Origin of the sequence: Actinoplanes hulinensis (assembly GCF_019429605.1) — a bacterium.
GTDB classification, from domain to species: Bacteria; Actinomycetota; Actinomycetes; order Mycobacteriales; family Micromonosporaceae; genus Actinoplanes; species Actinoplanes campanulatus.
On sequence record NZ_JAHXZI010000002.1, the window covers coordinates 289,069 to 307,861 of the forward strand.

The following is an 18,793-nucleotide window of genomic DNA, read 5'->3' on the forward strand; positions in this document are numbered from 1 at the left end:
ACATGTCGACCACGACTGTGGAGGAGATGGCCGAGGTCACCGCGCCGGAGCCGTTCTGGAGCCGGCAGCGCCACCTGGGCGTGGCGCTGATCCTGATCGGCGGCCTGGCCGCCGTGGTGTTCGGCTCGCTGGCGCCGAGCGAGGACGCCCGCTTCACCCTGAGCGAGGATTCCGCGGGCGCCGCGCTCGCCATCAACGGCCAGTTCGGCGCGGTGCTGTTCGGGCTGCTCACCGTGGCGGCCGGCGGGGTGCTCCTCGCCGGCCTGCTCAAGCGCTGGTCCAACGTGTTCCTGGTGGCCGGCATCCTGTCCTTCCTCCTGTCCTTCCTCTGCTGGCAGGTGGCGGGCGAGTTCATGCCGCTGGTGGACACCACCGACGGCACGCTGGAGCTGGCGCTCCCGCTCATCCTGGGCGCCCTGGCCGGCGTGCTGGGTGAGCGGAGCGGTGTGGTCAACGTGGCGATCGAGGGCCAGTTCCTGATGGGCGCCTTCGCCGGCGCCCTGGTCGGCACGATGGCCGGCAGCGTCTGGGCGGGCCTGCTCAGCGCGGCCGTCGGCGGTGTGATCATCGCGGCGATCCTGGCCGTCATGGCGATCCGCTACCTGGTGGACCAGGTGGTCGTCGGTATCGTGCTGAACCTCTTCGCGCTCGGCATCACCGGCTTCCTCTACGAGCGGCTGATGCAGCCCAACGCGCAGGAGTACAACCAGCCGCCGCAGATGCCGGAGTGGCGGATCCCGGGCCTGGCCGACATCCCGGTCGTCGGGCCGGTGTTCTTCGAGGCGAACCTGCTGGTCTGGATCGCGCTCGTGCTGGTCTTGGTGATTCACTTCGGGCTCAGCCGGACCCGCTGGGGCCTGCGTACCCGGGCGGTCGGCGAGCACCCGACCGCGGCCGACACGGTGGGCATCCGGGTGCGCGGCCTGCGCTACCTGAACGTGCTGCTGGGTGGCGTGGTGGCGGGCATCGGCGGGGCGTACTTCACGCTCGTGGCGACCGGCAGCTTCACGAAGAACATGACCGCCGGCGCGGGCTTCATCGCCCTGGCCGCGCTGATCTTCGGCCGGTTCACCCCGTTCGGGGCGTTCGGGGCGGCGCTGTTCTTCGGCTTCGCGCAGAAGCTGGCCACCTACCTGAGCGCGATCGGCAGCCCGGTGCCCAGCCAGTTCCTGAACATGCTGCCCTACCTGGCCACCCTGATCGCGGTGGCCGGCCTGGTCGGGCGGGTGCGGGCTCCGGCGGCGGACGGACAGCCCTACATCAAGGGCTGAGTTCAACGAGCCATTTCAAAAGCGGCAGAATCAGTGACATGGAGATCGACTGGGCGGCCCTGCGCGCCGCCGCCATCGAGACGATGCGGCGGGCGTACACGCCGATATCCGACTTCCCCGTCGGGGTGGCCGGCCTGGTCGACGACGGCCGGGTGATCGTCGGCTGCAACGTGGAGAACGCGTCCATCGGGATGACCCTGTGCGCCGAGTGCGGCCTGGTCAGCTCGCTGCACGCGACCGGTGGCGGCCGCCTGGTGGCGATCTCCTGCGTGGACGCCACCGGCGCCCCGCTGATGCCGTGCGGCCGCTGCCGCCAGCTGCTGTGGGAGCACGGCGGCCCGGAGCTGCTGGTCGAGGCGGTGCCCCGGCCGTTGCGGATGACCGAGTTGCTGCCGCACGCGTTCGGCTACGAGGACATGGAGCGGGTCACCGGCCCGGTCGGTGGCGCCGAGGTGCCCGCCGAGCTGGCCAAGTGGCGTGGACGCGGCACGGTCTTCGTCCACCCCGACCTGTCCGGCGGGGCGACGATCTGGACCGGCTACTGGGAGCGCTCGTCGGGTGAGCCCGGCTCGACCGAGGAGAAGGGCATCCTGGAGGAGGGCCCGAACCTGCCGACCGCGGCGGCCGCCGTGGCGTGGGGTCTCGTCCGTAGTCCGCGGGTCGTGGTGGTGGATGCCGAGGGCGGTCTGTCCTGGGCGGGCGAGGGAGAGGCCCCGGAGGGCATCCCGCAGCGTTGGGAAGATCAGGCATGAGTGCAATAGCAGCAGTGGACGTCATCCGCGCCAAGCGGGACGGCCACGTGCTCACCGACGCGCAGATCGACTGGGTCGTCGACGCGTACACCCGCGGGGCCGTCGCCGACGAGCAGATGTCGGCGCTGGCCATGGCGATCCTGCTGCGCGGCATGACGTCGGGTGAGATCGCCCGCTGGACCGCCGCGATGATCGCCAGCGGCGAGCGGCTGGACCTGTCCTCGGTGTCCCGGCCGACCGCCGACAAGCACTCCACCGGCGGTGTCGGCGACAAGATCACCCTGCCGCTGACCCCGCTGGTCGCCGCGTGCGGCGTGGCCGTGCCGCAGCTCTCCGGCCGAGGTCTGGGCCACACCGGCGGCACCCTGGACAAGCTGGAGTCGATCGCCGGCTGGCAGGCCCGCATCTCCAACGAGCAGTTCAAGAGCCAGTTGCAGGACATCGGCGCGGTCATCTGTGCGGCCGGTGAGGGCCTGGCCCCGGCCGACCGCAAGCTCTACGCCCTGCGCGACGTCACCGGCACGGTCGAGGCCATCCCGCTGATCGCCAGCTCGATCATGAGCAAGAAGATCGCCGAGGGCACCGGGGCGCTGGTCCTGGACGTGAAGGTCGGCACCGGCGCGTTCATGAAGGACCTGGCGAACGCGCAGGAGCTGGCCCGCACCATGGTCCAGCTCGGCAAGGACTCCGGCGTCACCACGGTCGCCCTGCTCACCGACATGAGCACCCCGCTCGGCCTGGCCGTCGGCAACGCCAACGAGGTGGCCGAGTCGGTCGAGGTGCTGGCCGGCGGCGGACCGTCCGATGTGGTGGAACTCACGCTGGCCCTGGCCCGGGAGATGCTGGCCGCCGCCGGGGTGGACGCCGACCCGGAGAAGGTGCTGGCCTCGGGCGCCGCGATGGACACCTGGCGGGCGATGATCCGGGCGCAGGGCGGCGACCCGGACGCGCCACTGCCGACGGCCGCGCACACCGAGGTCCTGCGGGCCACCGAGGACGGTGTGGTCACCTCGCTGGACGCGTACGGGATCGGGATCGCCGCCTGGCGCCTCGGCGCCGGTCGCGCCCGGAAGGAGGACCCGGTCAGCTTCGGCGCCGGGGTGCAGCTCAAGGTCCGCCCGGGTGACCGGGTCCGGGCCGGTGACGTGCTGCTGGAGCTGCGAGCCGACGACGAGTCGCGGATCCCGGTGGCCCAGGCCGACGCGGCCGCCGCGATCACCGTCGGGACAGAGGCGCCCGCCCCTTCCCCGCTGCTGCTCGACCGCATAGCCTGAGCCGCCATGCAGAAGGCCGTCCCCGACCCCCGCGCGGTCCGCGAGGCCAGTCTCGACGAGCTGGCGCGTCTCGGCCTGCCCCTGCCCCCGCTGGCGTTCCCGTTGGTGTGGGAGATGGGCGACACCGTCGAACTCCGCCCGGTCGCCGAACTGGAGGCCCGGGCCGCGGTGCTGCACGTCGTCGTGGCCCGCTGCTTCGGCATGCCCACCGAGGCGGCGATGAGCTGGCTGCTCGGCTCCCACCTGGTCGATCTGGTCACCCCGCCGGAGTGGCAGTTCGTGATCGGCGCGAAGGGCGACCACCGCTCCTTCGTGCTGCACCACGACGCCGTCTTCGCGCTGGCCTGGCTGCTCGGCCTGAGCCGGCACCTGGACCCCACGGTGCCGCCGGACGACCGGCTGATGATCCAGATGCCCGACCTGCCGGCCGGTGAGAGTTTCACCGACTGGCGGTCCCGTTCGCTGGTCGCGATCCGGGACCCGGCCGAGGCCGCCGTGCTGCTGGACCTCTACTACTGCCTGGACTGGGCCTACCAGGAGGCGGAGCAGAACGGGCGGTCACTGCCCGGCGAGGTGGACAGCAACGCGATCGGCCAGCGCCGGTGGGCGCTCGAGTGGGCGGTCGTCTTCCACGGTCCCTACCACGACAAGCCGCCGGAGTGGGAAGAGGTCGACCTCTCGGTCTGAGGACTAACGCGGCCGATAGACCGCTACCTCCACCGCGGCGGTCACCGTCACGTCGTGGCCGGGCAGATCCCCCATCGGTACGTGACGCGCGCTCGGTGTCATGCCGACGAGGGTCCGCGTCTCGCCCGCCGTCAGCCTCAGCTCGCGCCGGTGGGTGGCGGCCGCGTCGAGCGTGAAGTGCTCACCGAGGCTGCCGCTGACCCGGGCCGCCTTCTCCGGGTCGACCTGGATCAGCCCGTACGCGGTGATCAGCTCGGTGAGATGGTCGGCGGCCGGGGTGACCACCAGCAGCAGCCCGTCCGGCCGCAGGATCCGCCGGTACTCCGGGCCGTTGCGGGGCGCGAAGACGTTCAGGATCACGGCCGTCGTGGCGTCGGCGACCGGCAGCGGGCGCCACAGGTCGGTCAGCGCCGCCGCGGCCCGCGGGTGCGCCTTCGCGGCCCGCCGCAGGGCCGGTTTGGAGACGTCCAGCCCGAGCCCCGTCGCGTCCGGCGAACCCTCCAGGAAGTGGGCCAGGTAGTCGCCCGTACCGGTGCCGGCGTCCACCACCAGCCCCTCGGCCCGGTGTGCGGCCAGCGCCTCCGCGATGAACCGGTAGTGCCCGGCGCTGAGGAAGGCGGCCCGGTCGGCCACCATCTCCGCGGTGTCCCCGGTGTGTGGCAGCCGGCCGGCGCTGAGGTCCACGTACCCCTGCCGGGCCATGTCGAAGCTGTGCCGGCGCGGGCAGCGCAGCGCCCGCTCCTGACGGCTGAGCGGTTCCCGGCACACCGGGCACCACAGAAACGGAATTGCTCCGTCGATCATCGGGCGCTTCCCTCTAGGCTCTGCTGATGGTTGGCATCGCACACTCCGACATCGTCAAGGCCCCGAAGGTTCTCCTGCACGACCACCTGGACGGCGGGCTGCGGCCGGCCACCATCGTGGAGCTCGCCGCCGCGGTGGGTCACGAACTGCCCACCACGGATCCCGGGCGGCTCGGCGAGTGGTTCGCCGCGGCGGCCGACTCCGGCTCGCTGGAACGGTACCTGGAGACGTTCGCGCACACCGTGGCGGTGATGCAGACCGAGGAGGGCCTGCACCGGGTCGCCAGGGAGTGCGCGCTCGACCTGGCCGCCGACGGCGTGGTCTACGCCGAGGTCCGGTACGCGCCGGAGCAGCACCTGGAGCGCGGTCTCACCCTGGACCGGGTGGTCGAGGCCGTGCACGCCGGGTTCCGCGAGGGCTGCGCCGAGGCGGAGGCGCTCGGCACGCCCATCCGGGTCGGCACCCTGCTCACCGCGATGCGGCACGCCGCCCGTTCGCAGGAGATCGCCGAGCTGGCCGTCCGCTACCGGGACACCGGCGTGGTCGGCTTCGACATCGCCGGCGCGGAGGCCGGTTTCCCGCCCACCCGGCACCTGGACGCCTTCGAGTACCTCCAGCGCGAGAACTTCCACTTCACCATCCACGCGGGCGAGGCCTTCGGGCTGCCGTCGATCTGGCAGGCGATCCAGTGGTGCGGCGCCGACCGGCTGGGTCACGGGGTGCGCATCATCGACGACATCACGGTCACCGCGGCCGAGCCGAGCGCGGTCACCACGACCGGGGGCACCCACGCCGCGCCGCCGGTGCTGGGCCGGCTCGCGGCGTACGTCCGGGACAAGCGGATCCCGCTGGAGCTGTGCCCGTCGTCGAACGTGCAGACCGGCGCCGCCCCGTCGATCGCCGAGCACCCGATCAAGCTGCTGCACGACCTCCGGTTCCGGGTCACGGTCAACACCGACAACCGGTTGATGAGCGGCACCTCGATGTCACGGGAGATGACTCTGCTGACGGAATCGTTCGGGTGGGGCTGGATGGAACTGCAGTGGCTGACGATCAACGCCATGAAATCCGCCTTCATCCCGTACGACGAGCGGTTGGTGTTGATCAATGAGGTGATCAAGCCGGCGTACGCCAAGTTGCTGAGCTGAGATTAGGACTTGTCGGATATTCCTGGATCTGAACGAACGTACGTCAAAAGAAATCGACCGTCAGCCTTGCGAACCTCGCCGTTCGGCTAGACTGCCGCCTGCAAAGTCGGCATAATCCGGCATCTCGCCTTGTCGATCGCGGGGAACCGAGTCATCGTGACTGTTATCCCGATCGACTACGATCGGGACCCGGTCGGCCTGCACCCACCCCCCACGCCGTGCCGACCGAGTAAGTGACCTTGAGAGATGCACAGCTCCACAGGCAGTGATAAAGGACCGGCGATGTCCAACTACGAGGTTGCAACATCGCGTCACACAACCGGTCCGTGTCCGGCTGCTCTTTCTCTTTGACACTTGTCGTGATGGAATCTCGGGGGCCCGACGTCGGCGAGTCGGCCGTGTGCGGTGCCCGGCGAGCCGAATGCCGGGCCCGAATCAGGAGGACGGTGACGTGAGCAAGCGCCCCAACAGCGCGAATGGCGTCATGTCGCGTCTCAGTCGACCTGCGGGTCGGCTCCGAGACCTACCGATCTGGTCAAAACTAGGCTTGATCATGTTGGTTCCGACGGTGGCTACGATCATCGTCGGTGTCAACGGCCTTGTGGACCACATCGACGAAGCCAGTAACGCGGAGCGCGCGCGCACCCTCTCGGTGCTGTCACAGGCCGCCGGTGGTCTGGTCGACCACCTTCAGGCCGAGCGCACGTTCGCCATCATGATCAACACCGCGCCGAAGGCCACCAACCCGGCCGGTTTCCAGACCGCCGTGGAGCTCTACAACAACGAGCACGCCCAGGTGGACGCGGCCAAGGAGCCCTACCTCCAGCAGAAGCAGGTCCTCGAGGATGTCCCGGAGAACGTCGGCAAGCTGATCGTTCGCCTGGACCGTAACCTCGTCGACCTGACCACCTTCCGGAGCCGGGCGGCCAAGGGCGGCGAGGACCTCAGCAACATCACGAAGACCTACGACGCGCTCATCAACGACCTGCTCCAGGTCCGTGACGCGTCGGCGCAGCTCGCCATCGACCCGGAGCTGAGCAACCACCTCCGGATGGTGGCCGCGGTCGCCCAGGCCAAGGACTACATCGCCCAGCAGCGCTTCATCGGCCAGCAGGTCGTCGGGGTCGGCGAGTTCAACCCGAAACTCCGGCAGGAGTTCCTGGAGACCCAGACCGGTTACCTCCTCGCCACCGAGACGATGAAGGCGGTCGGCACCGCCGACGAGCAGGAGCTCTTCGACAACACCGTCGTCGGCAAGCTGCGGCAGCAGGCGGAGAACCTGAGCATCCCGCTCATGGCCCTCCAGGGTGACAACATCCGGAAGATCCAGTTCAACTCGGCGGAGTGGGAAGAGGCCCTCGCCGGGTACAACACCCTCTTCCGTCAGGTGGAGACCTCGCTCGACAAGCAGATCGTGGCCGACGCCACCGACCTGCGGGACGAGACGAACCAGCAGGTCTTCCTGGAGACCAGCATCCTGCTCGGCATGCTGCTGCTGGCCATCCTGTTCGCCTGGTTGGTCGCCCGGTCGATGGCCCGCTCGCTGCGGGAGCTGCGTCAGGGTGCCCTCGCGGTCGCCCAGTTCGGCCTGCCGCACGCGGTCAGCCGGCTGCGTGACCCGGCGCTCTCCGCGTCGCTCACCCCGGCCCAGGTCGCCGACCAGATCGCCGAGCCCCTCCCGGTGCGCAGCCGGGACGAGTTCGGGCAGGTGACCGAGGCGTTCAACGCGGTTCACCTCGAGGCCGTGCGGACGGCGGCCGAGCAGGCCGCACTCCGTGCCTCCGTCGCGACGATGTTCGTCAACCTCGCCCGCCGTTCGCAGATCCTGGTCGACCGGCTCATCGGTCACCTGGACCGGCTGGAGCGCGGCGAGGAGGACCCGGACCGGCTGGCCGAGCTCTTCCAGCTCGACCACCTGGCCACCCGAATGCGTCGTAACGACGAGAACCTCCTGGTTCTCGCGGGCGCCGACTCGACCCGTGTGCAGCGCGAGCCGGCCGCTCTGATCGACGTGCTCCGTGCCGCCCAGTCCGAGGTCGAGCACTACACCCGCATCGAGTTCGGCATGATCGACCGGGATATCGAGGTCGCGGCGCACGCCGTGAACGACATGGTCCACCTGGTCGCCGAGCTCTTCGACAACGCGACCGCCTTCTCCCCGCCGAACTCCAACGTTCTGGTCGAGGCCCGGCGCGTCGGTGACAACGCCGTGCTGACCGTCGAGGACCACGGCATCGGCATCAGCCGCGAGCAGCTCCGCGACCTCAACGAGCGGCTCGCCAACCCGCCGACGGTGGACGTGGCCGTCTCCCGGATGATGGGCCTCGTCGTGGTCGCCCGGCTGGCCAACCGCCATGCCGTTCGGGTGGAGCTGCGACCGGCCGACCGCGAGCGCGGCACCGTCGCCGAGGTGGGCCTGCCCATCTCGGTTCTGGCCACCGCCGCGACCGCCCAGGTCCAGGGGCGTGGCTCGTTCGACGGTGGTCCCGGCCCCGGCCTGCCCGGCGGCTTCGGCGAGCCTCTGGCTCTGGAGAGCAGCGGCAACGGCGGCTACCCCGGTTCCAACGGCTACCCCGGCTCCAACGGCTCCAACGGTTCGGTCCCGGCGTGGTCCGACCTGACCGGCGCGGCTCCGGCCGGCTTCGGCGGGTTCAACGCCGGCGGCCACAACGGTGGTGGCGGCTTCAACGGCAACGGCAACGGCCTGGCGAACGGCTTCCACGGCCCGCGCAGCAACGAGGTCATCCCTCCGCTGCCGTCCGGTCCGCAGGGCTTCGCCGGCCTGGACGAGCTGGCCCAGCGCCGCAACAGTGAGTACCAGCGGCCGGAGAGCGACACCAACGGCTTCGGCGCGACGATACCGCGGCAGTTGCCCGCCAACCCGAACTCGTTCATGCCGCCGGTCTCGGCGCCTCCGATGCCGCCGGTCTCCGCGCCTCCGGTGTCGGCGGCCCCGTACTCGGCGGCCCCGATCGAGCCGATCTCGGCCTCGCCGGTCTCGCCCGCAGACCAGCGCAATCCGTTCGCGGCAGCGCCGCCGGCCTGGCCGCCGGTCGCCGCCGAGCGCGAACCGGCCGCCCCGCACGTGCCCGAGAACCTGGCCGCCGCGCTCGACATGACGGCCGAGATCCCGCGGTACCGTCCGGAGAACTACGAGCCCCAGCCGCAGGTGGCGCCGCCGGCAAACCCGCAGACCGCACCGATCCCGGTGTCGGCTCCGCCGGTTACCACGCCGGTCCAGGCGCAGGCCACGGCCGCGGCCCAGATGGCCTCCGCCCGGGAGGGCGCGGTTCCGTTCGCCGACGAGACGATGGAGCTGCCGATCTTCCGGGAGCTCGAGTCCGCCTGGTTCACCACCACGGCGCCCGGCGCCGAGGCCGGTCAACCCAAGGTCTCCGGCACCGGTGAGGAGTCGGTGGTCTCCCAGCGGATCCCGACCGGTGAGCCGACCCGCAACACGGGTGTTCCGCAGCAGGCGGCATCGCCCGAGGTCCGCAACCTCGACACGGCTAGTGTTGGTGCACCGGCCACGGCGGCGACCGGTTACGGCAACGGCGCGGCCCCCGCGTCGAACCCGTGGCGGACCGCGGCCGACGACGGCTGGCAGGCGGCCCGTGCGGCCGCTGAGACCCCGGTCGACTCGACCACCACGGCGGGCCTGCCGAAACGTACGCCGATGGCGCAACTCGTCCCCGGCGGTGTCGACCGGGGCGGTACCTCCGTCCAGCGCCGTACTCCTGAGGGGGTTCGCGGTCTGCTGTCCGCGTACCACCGCGGTGTTCAGCGCGGTCGCACCAAGGAACAATCGACCAACCTGGAGGACACTCCGGGAGGGCAGCAGCCCTCGCAGGCTGGCAAGGAGCATGAGGCATGACATCTACGCAGGATCTCGGTTGGCTTCTCGCCAACTTCGCCGACCGCGTTCCCGGGGTCGCGCACGCGATCGCGGTCTCCGCCGATGGTCTGCTCCTGGCGGCCTCGCGGGACCTTCCGCGTGACCGTGCCGACCAGTTGGCGGCCATCGCGTCCGGCCTGGTAAGCCTTACCCAGGGCGCCGCGCGATGCTTCGAGGGCGGCGCCGTCCTTCAGACGGTCGTCGAGATGGACAACGGATTCCTGTTCCTCATGTCCATTTCTGACGGTTCCTCCTTCGCGGTGCTCGCGGCGCGCAGCTGCGACGTCGGTCAGGTCGGCTACGAGATGGCCCTCCTGGTCGACCGCGTCGGCGAGGCGTTGACCCCCGCGCCGCGTTCCGCGGCCGGGGTGCTGGGCTGAGGCGACAGTCAGCCGGAGTCGATCAGGGGCTCATCCGGGGTTTTCGGCCGCGGACAGGCTTCGGCCGGCTACTGGTGAAAACTTTGAGAACCAATACACTTCGAGGGGCCGAGGAAGGGGTTGAGGGTGACGATGCCTGAACGCGATGAGCCGACTGGCGCGCTGGTCAGGCCGTACGCCATGACCCGTGGTCGGACCCGGCCGAAGCTTGAGATAGCGCTGGAAGCGCTGGTCGAGACAACCGTGCGCGGCCGTTCTGGAATCAGCCGCGGCGGGCAGGGTGGAAGCGAGCATCAGTACATCGCGGCGATGTGCGACGGCGGCCGAGTTCAGTCGCTGGCCGAGATCGCCGCTCGCATGCAACTGCCGCTTGGTGTGGCACGTGTGATCGTCGCCGACATGGCCTCTGACGGCCTCGTCGCTGTGTACGAGCCCACCTCGCTCGAGGATGAGACCGACGCGGTAGGCACGGAACTGCTGGAAAGGGTGCTGAGTGGACTTCGCAGGCTCTGACATGTCTCACCGTCCCGCTGCGGGACGCGTGACATCGGCGAAGATTGTCATCGCCGGTGGCTTCGGCGTCGGTAAGACGACGCTGGTGGGGTCGGTCTCGGAGATCACCCCGCTGACCACCGAGGCGATTATGACCTCGGCCGGTGTGGGTGTCGACGACAACCGGCAGGTGCCGGGCAAGATGACCACGACCGTGGCCATGGACTTCGGCCGGATCAGCATCGACCGTGACCTGATCCTCTACCTGTTCGGTACCCCCGGCCAGACGCGGTTCTGGTTCATGTGGGACGAACTGGTCCGGGGTGCCATCGGTGCGGTCGTGATGGTGGACACGCGTCGGCTCGCCGACTGCTTCGCCGCCATCGACTTCTTCGAGCATCGCCGCCTGCCGTACCTGGTGGCGATAAACTGCTTCGACGGCATGCAGTACCACAACGCGCAGGACGTGCGGGACGCTCTGGCGATCTCGAGCGACGTGCCCGTGGTCAGCTGCGACGCCCGTAACCGCGAGTCGACGAAGAACGTCCTCATCTCGCTTGTCGAGTATGTGCTGACGATGCGTCGCACCCGCGCGACCGCGCCCGCCTGAGCAGAGACCGTCTGACGAGTCGCTCCACTGGAGAGGCTCAGCACCCAGTCAACGGTCGAAAGCCCCGTCCCGCCGGTGGAGACCCTCCACTGGCCGGTGCGGGGCTTTCGCGCGCTCTCCGGCCGTTCGTCATCGTATATGAGCGGTCACCCGTTGTCACAAGCCGTTCCCAGTAACCGGATCAACTCGTTCAGCTCGTCGATCCGGTGCTCCGGGAGGTAGGTGTCCGGGTCCACCCGCATCCCGGGAGCGCCCGGGTAGGCGGCGTTCGTGACGAGCACTGAGAAGCCCCAGACGGAAATCCTGGGCCCGGAGGTGGTCGAGTACCGCGAGGGCGCCCCTACGCGGCGTGCGGACCCGCTCAGCGCCCGCGTGGTGCGTCGCGACGGCGTGGTCCAGCCGTTCGTCGTCCGGTTCGGCGCCGCAGCGGTGGGCGATCGTCCGGAGCGTCTCCCGGGTCCCGCCGAGCGCCCCCACGATCCGCTGCGGGAAACTCGCCACCATCGCCGCCCGGAACTCCTCCGCCGGCACCCCGAGCGCCGCCGCCGTCTCGCCGAACGTCCCCGGCCGCAGCGCCTCAGCCGCGGGATCCGTCAACGTCCCGAAGAAATCGAAAATCACCGCGCGCATCGCGCCATCATCACAAAACCCTTCACCGGTACGGGTTGAGCAGTCCTCGACCGCACAACCCCCGAACCGTGGCGCACCGCGATCCGCTGCCGGGTCCCGCCCGTGCGGCACCGCCGGGCTTTGCCGCCCACTCCATCTCCCATCAACGCCGTCCCGCCGCGAAGGACACGACTCGGGGCACAACCCGGCGAGCAGAGCGCCGGGAGCGGGCCGGGGAACGGCGGAGGGGCCGCGACCGGGTGGTCGCGGCCCCTCCGAGGGATCAGGGCGGGGTCAGCGGCCGCCGTACCCCGCGCTGTTGTTGCGGTATTCGTCGGCGGGCTGGCCGTCACGGGTGAAGTCCCAGCCGCCGGCCGCCTCGCGCCCGGGACGGCCGCCCATGGCGAAGCCGCCGATCTCCTGGCCGCGCCGCCAGCCACGGAAGTAGCCCGTGGTGTGTGCCGCGATCGAGGCGGCGTCGCGGACGATGCGAATCGGGCGTTCCTCGCGCAGCGGGGAGCCGGGGACCAGGTTGGCCTGTGGCACCCGCTTGGGCAGACCGGCCGAGGTCTCCGCGGCGACGGCCGGGGTGGCCGCCTTCTCCGCGGCGCGCCAGCCGCTGTCGTTGGGGTTGGTCCAGGTGACGTCGTCGTTGGTGTCGGTGTGGCCGGTGAACCAGGCCGACCGGGCCGCCGCGAAGATCAGCAGGTCGCCGTCGCTGCTGTCGGACGGGACCGGCGGTGCGGAGCTGCGGTCCAGGGCGGTCAGCCTGCCGCCGTTGTGGCCGCGGTCGTCGCTGTCCGGCCGGCGCACCGGCGGGGTGGCGGCGGCGCCGCCCATCTGGTCGAGCCCGGGAAGGCGGGCGCGCTTGCCGTTCTTCGCCTGGTCGACGAGACGCAGCGCCGGCTCCTTGGGCAGTTCCAGGGCGGGCGGCTCCTGCGGCATGTCGTGCCACGGCGGCCGGACGCGGCCACCGGGCGGCGAGCTGACCGAGGAGGCGACGGGCGCCTCGTCCTTCTCCGTGTTGAGCAGCGGCCAGTTGGCCCGGGAACCCGGCTCCGGCATCTCCTGGGCGGGCCGCTGGGCCGGCATCGGGAGGCTGAAGTCGGTGGGGCCGGCCGGTGTGCCGTTGGCGGCCGGCTGCTGACGGGGCGTGGTCGACGGGCGCGGCGGGATGACCGTGCGCCGCTCCGACCGGGCCCGGCTCAGCTCGGCGTTGGCCAGGGTGGGCCGGAACGGCTCGCCGGCCTCGGCGGGTGTGCTCGCGGCAGCGGGCGGCACCGACGACGGGCGGGCGGGCGGAACCGACGTGGGGCGGACCGGCGGCACCGAGGACGGGCGGGCCGGGTTGCGTGTCGCCGGCGCCGGACGGGACCCCGGGGTGATCGGGGTCATGCCGGGCGGGGGCGGCGGCACCGAGACCGGGCGGTTCAACGGGTTCGTGGAGCGGCCGGGCAGGCCGTTCGCCGCGGCCGGGGCCATCGGGGGCGGCCCGATCGGGTCCGGCGCGACCGGCGGCGCGGTCATCGGGCGGGGCGTGGCCGGGCCGGCGCCGGTGGAGGCCGGCTCGGGGCGGCCACGACGGCCGAAGCGGCTGCCGTTGTCGCCGGTCGGCACGGGCTCGAGCGCGGGCGGCTCGGTGCCGCGGCGGGTGCCGCGACGGCCCACGTTCGGTCCGGTGAGCGGCGGGGTGGCCCGGGCGGTGAGCGTGCCGACCAGGGCGGAGCAGGCGGCGTCGCAGGAGCGGATGGCCGAGATCGCCTGGCGGACCGCGTCGGCCGCGGCCGGGGCGAGGGACTTGTTGACGCCGCCCCGGCGCGGGGACTCGCTGATCGCGACCTGGAGGGCGGTGACGGCGGAGCCGACCTCGCCGGAGGACCCGGCGCCGGCCCGGACCAGCTCCGCGGTGATCTCCCGCAGAACCTGGTCGGAGTCGCCGGCCCGGCCGGTCAGCCGGCCGGGCTCGGGCACCGCGTCGAGAACGGCCAGGCAGACGGGGTGGGCGGGATCCGGGTACGCCCGGAGGGCCGCCGGGTAGAGCTCACGGAGGACCTCGCGCAGGGCGACGGCCGCCGCGTTCCGGCCGCCCAGCATCGCCACGTGGGCGGCGAGGACCGGCTTGTAGCTGACGAGCTCCCGGGGAGCGGGCAGGGTGACCGCGGCGATCGCGCCGGCCTGCAGCGCCCGGGCCAGGCCGACGGCCCGCCGGGCGGCCGCAGGCGCCGCGATCTCCTCGGGAGAGTCGTCGTCAGAGAAGCGTTCGGCGAAGTCGTCGGCGTCGTCGTCGTCGACGACCACGAGTGGCCGGCCCGCCGCGGTGAGGAGTGACGTCACGACGTGGTCGTCGCTGTCGGCGGCGACCGCCGCGTCGCTGAAGCCCGTCGTCCGCTCCACGAGCAGCGTCCCCAGCTGGGCGTAGCCGGCCGGGTCGTCGCTGATCTCATGGACGCCGAGCAGCCGGCCTGCGTCGTCCACCACGGCGACGGTCAGTGGTGCGGCCGAGGCCGTACGCACCGAATCATCAGCCGACGCGAGACCGCAGTACACGCGCACGAGCGCCACGGCGTCGTCCTCCTCCCCGGGAGTGCTTCTCTGTGGCCAAGGATTGATATTCCCTGGTAATCGGTCAGTCACGCCAGTCCACAGCGGCAGAGATCTTGCCGATCACCGAACGCCAACCGAGGCTCGCCTGTTGTGCCCCGATTTTCTTCAATCGACGGCGACCGAAGAATCCGCCCATTCCGCCCTTCTCCGCGGTTCGGAGGGACTCGTCGAGATCGTCGAGAGGCGAACCGGGCGACAGCGCCAGGATCACCGGCTTGATACGAAGCGCGAACCCCAGGTCGCGGGCGACCTCGCCGGCGTTGATGAGCAGCGGCAGATCCCACGTGTCATGGCCGCCGCGCAGGTTCTCCACCACGAGGTCGAGCTCGTAGCGGTCCTCCGGCTGCGGGTCGATGTCGCTCGACTCTACCCGCTCGGCCAGGTCACCCCAGGTGTCCAATTGTGCGAGATCGTGCGGAGCACCCGAACGAAGGAAGGAGACGAGCGACTCGGGCGTCTTGAAGGCGAGCAGGCGGCCCTTGTGACTGAGGAACATGGGCACCTCCTCGTCATCCGCCTGGGCCGCGGGCTCCTCCTCGAAGTCAGCCGGATCCGGCTCCTCGGCGGACTTGCCCTCCTCCGCATCGCCGTCGGAGAGGAGCGCCTGGTACTCCTCGTCGACGATGACCTCTTCCTCCTTCTCCTCGGCGCGCTTCTTGCGGGCCTCGAAGGGGTCGTCCTCATCGACCTGGACCTCGGTGGGCGTGAGCTCGGACGCCTTCCGGTACGCCCGGAGGGTCAGCGCCACCCCGGCCGGCAGCGCGATCTCCACCGGCGAGACGCGGACTTGCTCCCAAAGCTCCCGCCCGGAAGTCCCCTCGGACGAGGGCTTCTCGGCCACCGGCGCGGACGCCTCGGGCTCGTCGGACTGGCTGGTCACGGTGACCTCCGGGTGATCTGGGGGTGGCGGGACGGGTGACTCTGGGCACACACCCTAGTCGGCAACGCTGTGTGACAACCGCCCCGTCCCCAGCGCCCATCCGAACTGGTGTCGTCAGTAGCCCTTCGGGTGCCACACGGTCTTGGTCTCCAGCAGAGCGGTCATCGGCCGGAGCCCGGGGTCGGCGGTGAAGTCGACACCGCCGGTCACCGGCCGGATCACCCGCTTCAGCGTGCCCGCCGCGGCGCGTTCCAGCTCGACGGCCACGTCGGGGTGGTCGACGCCGGTGAGATCGATGGCGTTCACGTCGTCGTGCGAGGCGAGCCACGGTGCGGTCTCCGCGTACCGGCCGGTGAGGAGGTTCACCACGCCACCCGGTACGTCCGAGGTGGCCAGCACCTCGGCCAGGGTGATCGCCACCTGCGGGCCGGCGGCCAGAACGACCACCGTGTTGCCGGTCACGATCGCCGGGGCGACCACGCTGACCAGCCCGAGCAGCGAGGGCGGGGCGACCACGGCGACGACGCCGGTGGGCTCCGGGGCGGAGATGTTGAAGAACGGGCCGGCCACCGGGTTGGCGCCGCCGGCGACCTGGGCGATCTTGTCGGACCAGCCCGCGTACCAGACCCAGCGGTCGACGGCCGCCGACAGCTCGGAGGACCGCACGCCCAGCGCGGTGAACTCGGCGCGCCGGGCCTCCGTCATCTCGGCGATCCGGTAGAGGACCTGGCCCCGGTTGTACGCCGTGGCGCCGGCCCATTTGGGCTGGGCGGCCCGGGCGGCGAGCACCGCGTCCCGGGCGTCCTTGCGGGATGCGAGCGCCACGTTGTCGCCGTCCACCAGGTAGGTCCGTCCTGACTCGCTGCGAGGAAAGGCGCCGCCGATGTAGAGCTTGTAGGTCTTGCGCACGGAAAGCCGGCCCGGCTCAGCGGGGGCCTTCACGGAAGATGACTTAGGCAAGGTACGCCTCCAGGCCGTGCCGGCCGCCCTCCCGGCCGTAGCCGGATTCCTTGTAGCCGCCGAACGGCGACGCCGGGTCGAACTTGTTGAACGTGTTGGCCCACACCACACCGGCCCGCAGTTTGTCGGCCACGGCGAGGATCCGCGAGCCCTTCTCGGTCCAGATGCCGGCGGAGAGCCCGTACGGAGTGTTGTTGGCCTTGGCGACGGCCTCCTCGGGCGTACGGAAGGTGAGCACCGACAGCACCGGGCCGAAGATCTCCTCGCGGGCGATCCGGTGCGCCTGGGTGACCCCGGTGAAGATCGTCGGAGCGAACCAGAAGCCCCGGTCCGGCAGCGTGCACTCCGGCGACCAGCGCTCGGCGCCCTCGGATGCGCCAATTTCCGACAATTCGGTAATGCGGGCGAGCTGTGCGGCCGAATTGATCGCGCCGATGTCGGTGTTCTTGTCCAGCGGGTCGCCCACCCGCAGCGTGGCCATCCGCCGCTTCAGCGAGGCCAGCAGCTCGTCGGCGACGGACTCCTGGACCAGCAGCCGCGAGCCCGCGCAGCAGACGTGCCCCTGGTTGAAGAAGATGCCGTTGACGATGCCCTCGACGGCCTGGTCGATCGGGGCGTCGTCGAAGACGATGTTGGCCGCCTTGCCGCCCAGCTCCAGGGTGAGCCGCTTGCCGGTGCCGGCCGCCGCGCGGGCGATCTCCCGGCCCACCTCGGTGGAGCCGGTGAAGGCCACCTTGTTCACGTCCGGGTGCTGGACCAGGTAGGCGCCGGTGTCGCCGGCCCCGGTCACGATGTTGACCACACCCGGCGGCAGCTCGGCCTGGCGGCACACGTCGGCGAAGAAGAGCGCGGACAGCGGGGTGGTCTCGGCCGGCTTGAGCACCACGGTGTTGCCGGTGGCCAGCGCGGGCGCGATCTTCCAGGCCAGCATGAGCAGCGGGAAGTTCCACGGGATGACCTGGCCGGCCACCCCGATCGGGCGCGGGTCGGGGCCGAAGCCCGCGTACGCCAGCTTGTCCGCCCAGCCCGCGTAGTAGAAGAAGTGTGCCGCCACGAGCGGCAGGTCGACGTCGCGCGACTCCTTGATCGGCTTGCCGTTGTCCAGTGACTCGAGCACGGCCAGTTCGCGGGAGCGCTCCTGGATGATCCGGGCGATCCGGAACAGGTACTTGGCGCGCTCGGCGCCGGGCAGGGCCGACCAGGGGCCGAAGGCGCGGCGGGCCGCCGCCACGGCACGGTCGACGTCCTCCGGGCCGGCCGCGGAGACCTCGGCCAGCACCTCCTCGGTGGCCGGGTTCACCGTCTTGAAGACGTTGCCGTCCTTGCCGCCGTCGAAGGCGCCGTCGATGAACAGCCCGTAGGACCCGGCGATGTCTACTACGGAACGGGATTCGGGTGCTGGTGCGTACTCGAACATGCCTCTTCCTAACGGGTTTCTCCCGCAGTGCGGCGGAGCCGCCTTGAATGACTCAGTCCAGGGTGAAGTAGTCCGGACCGGCGTAGTGGCCGGTGGTCAGCTTGGTGCGCTGCATGAGCAGGTCGTTGAGCAGCGAGGAGGCGCCGAACCGGAACCGGTCGGGGCTGAGCCAGTCGTCGCCCACCGTCTCGTTGATCAGCACGAGGTACTTGATCGCGTCCTTGGTGGTCTTGATCCCGCCGGCCGGTTTGACCCCGATGATCCGCCCGTGCCGGGCCCGGAAGTCGCGGACCGCCTCCAGCATGACCAGGGTGATCGGGAGGGTGGCGTTGACCGTCACCTTGCCGGTGGAGGTCTTGATGAAGTCGGCGCCGGCCAGCATCGCGAGCCAGGAGGCCCGGCGGATGTTGTCGTACGTCGCCAGCTCACCGGTCTCCAGGATGACCTTGAGGTGGGCGCCGCCGCACGCCTCCTTGACCGCGGCGATCTCGTCGAAGACCCGCGTGTACTCCCCGGCCAGGAACGCGCCCCGGCTGATCACCATGTCGATCTCGTCGGCGCCGTCGGCGACCGCCTCCCGGGTGTCGGCGAGCTTCACCTCGAGCGGCGCCTGACCGGACGGGAAGGCGGTCGCGACGCTGGCCAGGTGCACTCCGGAACCCGACAGGGCCTCCGCGGCGACCTTGACCATCGCCGGGTAGACGCAGATCGCCGCGGCCGGCGGGCAACTGGGGTCGGCCGGGTCGGGCCGCCTCGCCTTGGCGCAGAGCGCCCGCACCTTGCCCGGGGTGTCGGCGCCCTCCAGCGTGGTGAGGTCCACCATCCGGATGGCCAGGTCGATCGCCTTGGCCTTGGAACTCGTCTTGATCGACCGGGTCGCGAGCGCAGCCGCCCGCGCCTCGACGCCCACCTTGTCGACCCCGGGGAGGCCGTGCAGGAACGAGCGGAGATCGGACAGTTCAGCGGCCGCTGTCACAGTCATGAGAACGATTCTACGCAACCCCGTAGCA

At 71.0% G+C, this 18,793-nt stretch carries 16 protein-coding genes and 1 pseudogene; 9 read left to right on the plus strand and 8 right to left on the minus strand.

All coding sequences use genetic code 11. The features are described 5' to 3' along the window. Positions 1-2: 2 nt before the first annotated feature. Genes KZ829_RS05120 through KZ829_RS05135 form a run of 4 tightly spaced genes read left to right on the plus strand, consistent with a single transcriptional unit; the run spans position 3 to position 3,984 of the window. Positions 3-1,271, plus strand: a complete 1,269-nt coding sequence (locus KZ829_RS05120) for an ABC transporter permease (protein ID WP_220142671.1) — start codon at positions 3-5, stop codon at positions 1,269-1,271. Positions 1,272-1,309: 38 nt separating this feature from the next. Beyond that, positions 1,310-2,023 carry a cytidine deaminase gene (locus KZ829_RS05125; protein WP_183222618.1) on the plus strand — a complete coding sequence of 238 codons (714 nt, stop codon included), beginning with the start codon at positions 1,310-1,312 and terminating at the stop codon, positions 2,021-2,023. Beyond that, on the plus strand, positions 2,020-3,297 hold the full coding sequence (locus KZ829_RS05130; protein WP_220142672.1) for a thymidine phosphorylase: 1,278 nt from the start codon (positions 2,020-2,022) through the stop codon (positions 3,295-3,297). Before KZ829_RS05125 ends, KZ829_RS05130 begins: the two co-directional genes overlap by 4 nt. Positions 3,298-3,303: 6 nt before the next feature. Beyond that, the gene (locus KZ829_RS05135) at positions 3,304-3,984 is read left to right on the plus strand and encodes a DUF4272 domain-containing protein (RefSeq protein ID WP_183222620.1); all 681 of its coding nucleotides are present in this window, start codon (positions 3,304-3,306) and stop codon (positions 3,982-3,984) included. Positions 3,985-3,987: 3 nt separating this feature from the next. Here KZ829_RS05135 and KZ829_RS05140 read toward each other — a convergent pair whose 3' ends face one another. Further along, positions 3,988-4,788, minus strand: coding sequence for a putative RNA methyltransferase (locus tag KZ829_RS05140; RefSeq protein ID WP_220142673.1), 801 nt, complete (start codon positions 4,786-4,788; stop codon positions 3,988-3,990). A 26-nt stretch (positions 4,789-4,814) separates the two neighbouring features. Between KZ829_RS05140 and KZ829_RS05145 the strand changes: the two genes are divergently transcribed. The 5 genes from KZ829_RS05145 (at position 4,815) to KZ829_RS05165 (ending at position 11,313) form a co-directional block, all read left to right on the plus strand. Next, entirely contained in the window at positions 4,815-5,936 is a 1,122-nt protein-coding gene (locus KZ829_RS05145) for an adenosine deaminase (RefSeq protein ID WP_220142674.1), read from the plus strand. 451 nt (positions 5,937-6,387) lie between these two features. Continuing rightward, a complete protein-coding gene (locus tag KZ829_RS05150) occupies positions 6,388-9,810 on the plus strand; it encodes a sensor histidine kinase (protein ID WP_220142675.1) in 3,423 nt (1,140 codons plus the stop codon). Further along, the gene (locus KZ829_RS05155) at positions 9,807-10,211 is read left to right on the plus strand and encodes a roadblock/LC7 domain-containing protein (protein WP_014447580.1); all 405 of its coding nucleotides are present in this window, start codon (positions 9,807-9,809) and stop codon (positions 10,209-10,211) included. Before KZ829_RS05150 ends, KZ829_RS05155 begins: the two co-directional genes overlap by 4 nt. A gap of 132 nt (positions 10,212-10,343) precedes the next feature. After that, positions 10,344-10,724 (plus strand): DUF742 domain-containing protein, encoded by a 381-nt coding sequence (locus KZ829_RS05160; RefSeq protein ID WP_106315985.1) that lies wholly within the window; start codon positions 10,344-10,346, stop codon positions 10,722-10,724. A 1-nt stretch (position 10,725) separates the two neighbouring features. Continuing rightward, positions 10,726-11,313, plus strand: a complete 588-nt coding sequence (locus KZ829_RS05165; protein WP_183222624.1) for a GTP-binding protein — start codon at positions 10,726-10,728, stop codon at positions 11,311-11,313. A gap of 146 nt (positions 11,314-11,459) precedes the next feature. Here the strand turns inward: KZ829_RS05165 and KZ829_RS43810 are convergent, their stop codons facing one another. From KZ829_RS43810 to deoC, 7 genes and pseudogenes are all read right to left on the minus strand, one after another. After that, a complete protein-coding gene (locus KZ829_RS43810) occupies positions 11,460-11,594 on the minus strand; it encodes a hypothetical protein (RefSeq protein ID WP_281428033.1) in 135 nt (44 codons plus the stop codon). A 46-nt stretch (positions 11,595-11,640) separates the two neighbouring features. Further along, positions 11,641-11,943 (minus strand): annotated as a pseudogene (locus tag KZ829_RS44800) (HAD family hydrolase); the annotation flags it as partial. A gap of 273 nt (positions 11,944-12,216) precedes the next feature. Continuing rightward, positions 12,217-14,484, minus strand: coding sequence for a transposase (locus tag KZ829_RS05175; protein ID WP_308285344.1), 2,268 nt, complete (start codon positions 14,482-14,484; stop codon positions 12,217-12,219). 64 nt (positions 14,485-14,548) lie between these two features. After that, entirely contained in the window at positions 14,549-15,406 is an 858-nt protein-coding gene (locus KZ829_RS05180) for a SatS C-terminal domain-containing protein (RefSeq protein WP_220142676.1), read from the minus strand. 114 nt (positions 15,407-15,520) lie between these two features. Continuing rightward, entirely contained in the window at positions 15,521-16,348 is an 828-nt protein-coding gene (locus KZ829_RS05185; RefSeq protein ID WP_308285346.1) for an aldehyde dehydrogenase family protein, read from the minus strand. Between the two features lie 10 nt (positions 16,349-16,358). Next, a complete protein-coding gene (locus KZ829_RS05190; protein WP_220142678.1) occupies positions 16,359-17,783 on the minus strand; it encodes an aldehyde dehydrogenase family protein in 1,425 nt (474 codons plus the stop codon). Positions 17,784-17,835: 52 nt separating this feature from the next. After that, positions 17,836-18,765 carry a deoxyribose-phosphate aldolase gene (gene deoC, locus KZ829_RS05195; RefSeq protein ID WP_220142679.1) on the minus strand — a complete coding sequence of 310 codons (930 nt, stop codon included), beginning with the start codon at positions 18,763-18,765 and terminating at the stop codon, positions 17,836-17,838. Positions 18,766-18,793 lie beyond the last annotated feature (28 nt).

Excerpts from the sequence above, each read along its gene's own strand:
- KZ829_RS05135 (WP_183222620.1), top strand. The coding sequence starts at position 3,304 with ATGCAGAAGGCCGTCCCCGACCCCCGCGCGGTCCGCGAGGCCAGTCTC.
- KZ829_RS05155 (WP_014447580.1), top strand. The coding sequence starts at position 9,807 with ATGACATCTACGCAGGATCTCGGTTGGCTTCTCGCCAACTTCGCCGAC.
- KZ829_RS05190 (WP_220142678.1), bottom strand. The coding sequence starts at position 17,783 with ATGTTCGAGTACGCACCAGCACCCGAATCCCGTTCCGTAGTAGACATC.
- KZ829_RS05140 (WP_220142673.1), bottom strand. The coding sequence starts at position 4,788 with ATGATCGACGGAGCAATTCCGTTTCTGTGGTGCCCGGTGTGCCGGGAA.
- deoC (WP_220142679.1), bottom strand. The coding sequence starts at position 18,765 with ATGACTGTGACAGCGGCCGCTGAACTGTCCGATCTCCGCTCGTTCCTG.
- KZ829_RS05160 (WP_106315985.1), top strand. The coding sequence starts at position 10,344 with ATGCCTGAACGCGATGAGCCGACTGGCGCGCTGGTCAGGCCGTACGCC.
- KZ829_RS05145 (WP_220142674.1), top strand. The coding sequence starts at position 4,815 with ATGGTTGGCATCGCACACTCCGACATCGTCAAGGCCCCGAAGGTTCTC.
- KZ829_RS05125 (WP_183222618.1), top strand. The coding sequence starts at position 1,310 with ATGGAGATCGACTGGGCGGCCCTGCGCGCCGCCGCCATCGAGACGATG.
- KZ829_RS05165 (WP_183222624.1), top strand. The coding sequence starts at position 10,726 with ATGTCTCACCGTCCCGCTGCGGGACGCGTGACATCGGCGAAGATTGTC.
- KZ829_RS05120 (WP_220142671.1), top strand. The coding sequence starts at position 3 with ATGTCGACCACGACTGTGGAGGAGATGGCCGAGGTCACCGCGCCGGAG.
- KZ829_RS05130 (WP_220142672.1), top strand. The coding sequence starts at position 2,020 with ATGAGTGCAATAGCAGCAGTGGACGTCATCCGCGCCAAGCGGGACGGC.